Origin of the sequence: Halomonas sp. 707D4 (assembly GCF_024158685.1) — a bacterium.
In the GTDB taxonomy this organism is placed as follows: domain Bacteria; phylum Pseudomonadota; class Gammaproteobacteria; order Pseudomonadales; family Halomonadaceae; genus Vreelandella.
Genome location: NZ_JAMZBD010000214.1, coordinates 1 through 5,221, shown reverse-complemented (window position 1 = coordinate 5,221; position 5,221 = coordinate 1). Strand labels below are relative to the sequence as shown.

Annotated in this window: 5 protein-coding genes and 1 pseudogene; 2 read left to right on the top strand and 4 right to left on the bottom strand. The window is 65.2% G+C overall.

Translation table 11 applies throughout. The annotated features are described in order from the left end of the window. Window positions 1–436 precede the first annotated feature (436 nt). Window positions 437–1,462, top strand: a complete 1,026-nt coding sequence (gene pyrB / locus BIS11_RS10340; RefSeq protein ID WP_253426577.1) for an aspartate carbamoyltransferase — start codon at window positions 437–439, stop codon at window positions 1,460–1,462. Between the two features lie 4 nt (window positions 1,463–1,466). Here the strand turns inward: pyrB and ruvX are convergent, their stop codons facing one another. The 4 genes from ruvX to BIS11_RS10320 form a co-directional block, all read right to left on the bottom strand. After that, window positions 1,467–1,922 carry a Holliday junction resolvase RuvX gene (gene ruvX / locus BIS11_RS10335; RefSeq protein ID WP_253426580.1) on the bottom strand — a complete coding sequence of 152 codons (456 nt, stop codon included), beginning with the start codon at window positions 1,920–1,922 and terminating at the stop codon, window positions 1,467–1,469. Then, window positions 1,922–2,479 carry a YqgE/AlgH family protein gene (locus BIS11_RS10330; RefSeq protein WP_253586012.1) on the bottom strand — a complete coding sequence of 186 codons (558 nt, stop codon included), beginning with the start codon at window positions 2,477–2,479 and terminating at the stop codon, window positions 1,922–1,924. The genes ruvX and BIS11_RS10330 overlap by 1 nt, the downstream gene beginning before the upstream one ends. Before the next feature lie 61 nt (window positions 2,480–2,540). Further along, window positions 2,541–3,500 carry a glutathione synthase gene (gshB, locus tag BIS11_RS10325; RefSeq protein ID WP_253586011.1) on the bottom strand — a complete coding sequence of 320 codons (960 nt, stop codon included), beginning with the start codon at window positions 3,498–3,500 and terminating at the stop codon, window positions 2,541–2,543. A gap of 64 nt (window positions 3,501–3,564) precedes the next feature. After that, window positions 3,565–4,257, bottom strand: a complete 693-nt coding sequence (locus BIS11_RS10320) for a S1 RNA-binding domain-containing protein (protein ID WP_253425089.1) — start codon at window positions 4,255–4,257, stop codon at window positions 3,565–3,567. Between the two features lie 152 nt (window positions 4,258–4,409). Between BIS11_RS10320 and BIS11_RS10315 the strand changes: the two are divergent. Continuing rightward, a pseudogene (locus BIS11_RS10315) lies at window positions 4,410–5,221 on the top strand (sodium:solute symporter); the annotation flags it as partial.

Genomic DNA, 5,221 nt, shown 5'->3' with positions numbered 1-5,221 from the left:
CGTGTTCGCTTGCCTTGATATTTGGTGACTTGTCACCCTCATCGGCAAACGCCCACATGAATTACCTGATCATATTTTTAAAGAGCGATTTCACTGAAGCTCAACATTGAGCTCGATGACCGGAGCCGCTTGCCTCAGCGAGGAAGGCGTATTCTACGCATTCCGTGGTGTTTGTCAAGACCCGATTTTCGCGGTGGAAGTCAGCCTCGAACCTCTCGCTAACTTCCTGACAAACCGAAGGTTTTCACCTTCTTCACCGCTGGCGACGCTGGGCGTCCCCGGCAGCGGATGCGTACTTTACGGCCTCACTGGTTCGAGCGCAAGGCGTTTTGTAAAAAAATTTCACATGACTGGCCTGTACGCTTTCAAAGCCCTTCGGTGAAGGGAGCATTCACGGTTACACTGGCGCTTTCGCCACCACTCCCCGAGGTCCTTGATGAGCCGCCATCTGCTATCCGTCGATTCATTGAACCGCGACAGCGTCGATCACCTCCTGCGCGTCGCCGCGCAGATGGAGCCGATCGCCAGCCGCCGCCAGGTCACCCGCGTACTGGAAGGCGCGGTGCTGGGAAACCTGTTCTTCGAGGCCAGCACCCGCACACGCGTGAGCTTCAACGCCGCCTTTTGCCGCCTGGGCGGAAGCGTCTGCGACACGACCGGCTTCACCTTCTCCTCCATGGCCAAGGGCGAGTCGCTCTACGACACCAGCCGGGTCATGAGCGGCTACTGTGACGCGATCGTGATGCGTCACCCGGACCAGGGGTCAGTGGCGGAGTTCGCCGAGGCGACCCATGTACCGGTGATCAACGGCGGCGACGGCCCCGGCGAGCACCCGAGCCAGGCGCTGCTGGATCTCTATACCATCGACAAGGAGTTCCAGCGGCTGGGCAAGCGGCTCGAAGGCGCGCATATCCTGCTGACCGGCGACCTGAAGTACGGCCGCACGGTGCATTCGCTGATCAAGCTGCTCTCTTTATATGCGCCGCTGCGCATCACCCTGGTTTCGCCGCCAGGACTCGAGATGCCGACGCACCTCATCGACCTGGTCAGCTCCCGCGGGCATCGGGTGGAGGTGCGCGATCACCTGGGCGTCGACTTCAGCGACCTGGACGTGGTCTACACCACGCGCATCCAGAAGGAGCGCTTCACCGAGGAGATGAACGAAAGCTTCAAGGGGATTTCCGACGACTTCATGGTCAACCGGGCATTTCTGGATCAGCGCTGCGGGGAGTCGACCATCGTGATGCACCCGCTGCCCCGGGACAGCCGGGCCGGGGCGAACGACTTGAACGTGGACCTGAACGGCGACCCGCGCCTGGCGATCTTCCGTCAGACCGACAACGGCATTCCCATGCGCATGGCGATCTTCGCCACGCTGCTGCAGGTCGACGAGCTGATCAAGGACGACCTGCGCCCGGTGCGCTGGTTCGTGCCCCGCCAGACCGGCACGCTGGATCGCTGAACGGTCACAGCGAGCGCCGTCCGCCGGGAAGCCCTTCCCGGTGGGCGAACCAGCCCTCCAGGATCAGCACTGCCGCGATGCCATCGACACTCTCTTCGCGGTAGTTGCCCCGGTGTCCGGCCTCCCGGGCGATCGCCTTGGCCTCCCGGGTGGAGCCCCGCTCGTCGACCAGCTCGACGGCCTTGCCGAAGCGCCCGTGCAGGCGGTTGGCGAACTTGCGCGCCCGCTTGCTCATCTCGGATTCGCTATCGTCCATGTTGAGCGGCAGCCCCACCACGAGAAGGTCCGGCTGCCACTCCTTCAACAGCGCCTCGACGCGCTGCCAGTCCGGAATGCCGTCGCGGGCAGTGAGTGGGTCGAGCTCGCGGGCGCTCTGCAGAAGCTCGTTGCCCACTGCCACGCCGATACGCCGGGTGCCGTAGTCGAAGGCGAGGATCAAGCGCTGGCCTGGTTCTGCCATCAGGCGTGGCCCGCGTCGCGGGTCATCGGGTTGAGGTCGACACCCAGGATGCCGGCGGCAGCGGCCAGGCGCTCGGCGGGCGGGGTCTGGAAGATGACCGCCTCGTCGCCCTCCACCGTCAGCCAGCTGTTCTCCTTGAGTTCGTCCTCGAGCTGGCCCACTTCCCAACCGGCGCAGCCCAGGCAGACCAGAAACTGCTCCGGGCCCTCGCCGTCGGCCAGCGCCTTGAGAATGTCCATCGAGGTGGTCAGGGCGATGTTCTCCTCCACCTGGACACTCGAATCCCACTCATGGCTATCGCCCACATGGAGGATGAAGCCGCGATCCTTGTGCATCGGCCCGCCGTAGTAGACCGGCGCATTGCGGTGCGGGCTCTCGTCGCCACCCAGCGAGAGCTGGTCGAACAGCGCATCGAGGGTGATGTCGAGCGGGTGATTGGTGATCACGCCCATGCAGCCGTTGTGATCATGATCGCACAGGTAGATCAGGCTGCCGGCGAAGTTGGCGTCGTCCAGGTGCGGCATCGCCATGAGAAAGTGGTGCTTTAGACTTTGCATGCGTCTCCTACGGCGCGCCGAAGCTCGGCGCGCCTCGCTCGAAGGGCGAAAGATGGGGGGCTCAAGAGGCGAGTCGGCGCTCGACGGCGTCCAGCAGAAGGCCGGCGATGTCGGTACCGCGCTGATCGTCGATTTCGCGCACGCAGGTGGGGCTCGTGACGTTGATCTCGGTGACGTAGTCGCCGATCACGTCGAGCCCGACGAACATCAGCCCCTTCTCCTTGATCATCGGCTTGACCTGATCGATCAGCCAGTGATCGCGCGCGGTGAGCTCGCGACTCACCCCGCGCCCGCCGGCGGCCAGGTTGCCTCGGGTCTCGCCGGCGGAAGGGATGCGCGCAAGGCCGAAGGGCACCGGCTCGCCGTCGACCAGCAGGATGCGCGTGTCGCCGTTTTTGATCTCGGGCAGGTAGCGCTGGGCCATGATCTGGCGCCGGCCGCGCAGGGTAAGCTGCTCGATCACCGCGCCGATGTTGCGACCGTCCGGGCCGATGTGGAAGATGCCGGTGCCGCCCATGCCGTCGAGCGGCTTGAAGATGACGTCGCCGTGCTCGGCGTGGAAGGCCCGCAGCACGTCATCGCGGCTGGCGACGACGGTCGGCGCGCAGCACTGGGGAAACTGCTGGGCGAAGAGCTTCTCGTTGCACTGCAAGAGCGCCTGGGTCGGGTTGACGATCAGCACGCCTTCGCGCTCGGCAAACCCCAGCAGGTGCACCGCGTTGATGAACTCGGCATCCACCGGCGGGTCCTTTCGCATCAGGATCGCATCCAGGCTCGCCAGCGGGCGCGCCTCGGCCTCGCCCAGGTCGAACCAGTGCGCCGGGTCGCGGTGCACGGTCAGCGCACGCATCCGGGCGTGGGCCTTGCCCGCGTCGAGGAACAGATCCTCCTGCTCCATGTAGTAGAGCGTGTAGCCGCGCTCCTGGGCAGCCCACAGCATGGCCAGGGTGGTGTCTTTCTTGTAGGCGATGTCGCCGATGGGATCCATCACGACGCCTAGCTGCAGATTCGATTGGCTCATCAAGCACGATCCATGGTTGAACGAATGACAGGCAGTATGCCGTACCGGCGTGGGCGCTCCAACCTCAGCTCGAAAGCGCCCCGGACACCAGCCGGATGGCCCCGGGCTCGAGGGTGATGAGCTGTTGCTTGTAGAGCCGCCCGATCGCCTGCTTGTAGGCGCTCTTGCTCACCCCGAGTCGCGCCTTGATGGCGTGGGCATCGCTCTTGTCGCCCAGCGGCAGGTAGCCGCCGCTCTCCTTGAGCGCCGCCAGCACCTTCTCGCCCACCACGTCGAGGCGCGCCGCGCCCGGGGGCAGCAGCGAAATGTCCACGCGGCCATCGTCACGGCGCTGCTTGACGTAGCCGGTGACCGACTGCCCGCGGCGCAGCGGCCGGGTGATGTCGTCCTGATAGATCAAGCCCCAGTAGCGGTGATCGACCACCACCTTCATGCCCAGGTCCGTGCGGTCGGCGACGACGATGGCGACCTGCTGACCACTCTCGAGCGCCCAGGCGTCGTCGCTCAGAAAACGGTCGAGCCGCTGGGAGGCCACCGGGCGGCCCTGGTCGTCTTCATACAGCATCACCAGCACGCGCTTGCCCGGGTCCGGGCGAAAGCGCTGCTCGCTGTAGGGCAGCAGCACGTCCTTGGGCGGGCCCCAGCGCAGGAAGGCGCCGGTATCGTTGACCGTGGCGACCGTCAGGTAGGCCACTTCGCCGATTCGGGCGGTGGCATCGCCTGCCGACAGGGAGTGGGAGCGAACGTCGTCAGCCATGAACACCATCCTCGAAAAATGAGCTCCCATTATGGCGCCTGGCCCGGCGCCGGGCAAAGCCGTTGCGCTTTGCGGCCCTGCGATCACATCGATTAAATGGCCTTAAGACAACCTGCTATGCTCAATAGGCCAATAACAAGGAGAAACTCGCCATGGAGGGGTTCACGTCTTGGGATACGGCCGTGCTGGTCGGCTACATCGCGCTGATCGTCTGGATCGGCTCGCGCTTCGGCAAGGACCAGCACAGCCCCGAGGATTACTTTCTGGGCGGGCGCAAGATTCCCGGCTGGGCGGTGGGGCTTTCGGTGATGGCCACCCAGGCCAGCGCCATCACCTTCATCGGCGCGCCGGGCTGGGGGTTCGAAGGCGGGCTCGAGCGGCTGGTCACCTTCCTCAACGTGCCGCTGGCGATGATCGTGCTGATCCTGGTGCTGGTGCCGGTGTTCCATCGGGCCGGCATCTACAGTATCTACGAGCTTCTCGAGCGCCGCTTCGGCCCCGGCACGCGCACCCTGACCGCGCTTCTGTTCCTGATCGCCCGGGGGCTTGCCACCGGCGTGGTGCTCTACGCCCCGGCGCTGGTACTGGCCGTGGTCACCGGCTGGAGCGTGAACCTCACCATCGTCATCATGGCGGTGCTGGCGATCGGCTATACCGTGCTCGGCGGCATCAGCGCGGTGATCTGGACCGACGTCATCCAGATGTTCGTGCTGTGGCTCGGGGCGCTGTTGAGCGTCGCCTTCCTGATCACGAGCCTGCCCGGCGGCTTCGCCGACGTGTTCGCCTTCGGCGCGGAGAGTGGCCTGTTCGACGCCATCGATCTTTCCTTCGATCCGAGCGTGACCTACTCGCTGTGGGCGGGGCTGCTCGGCGGCTTCTTTCTCCACGTGGCCTACTTCGGTACCGACCAGAGCCAGATCCAGCGGGTGCTCTCGAGCCCCTCGGTGCCGGATGCCCAGCGCTC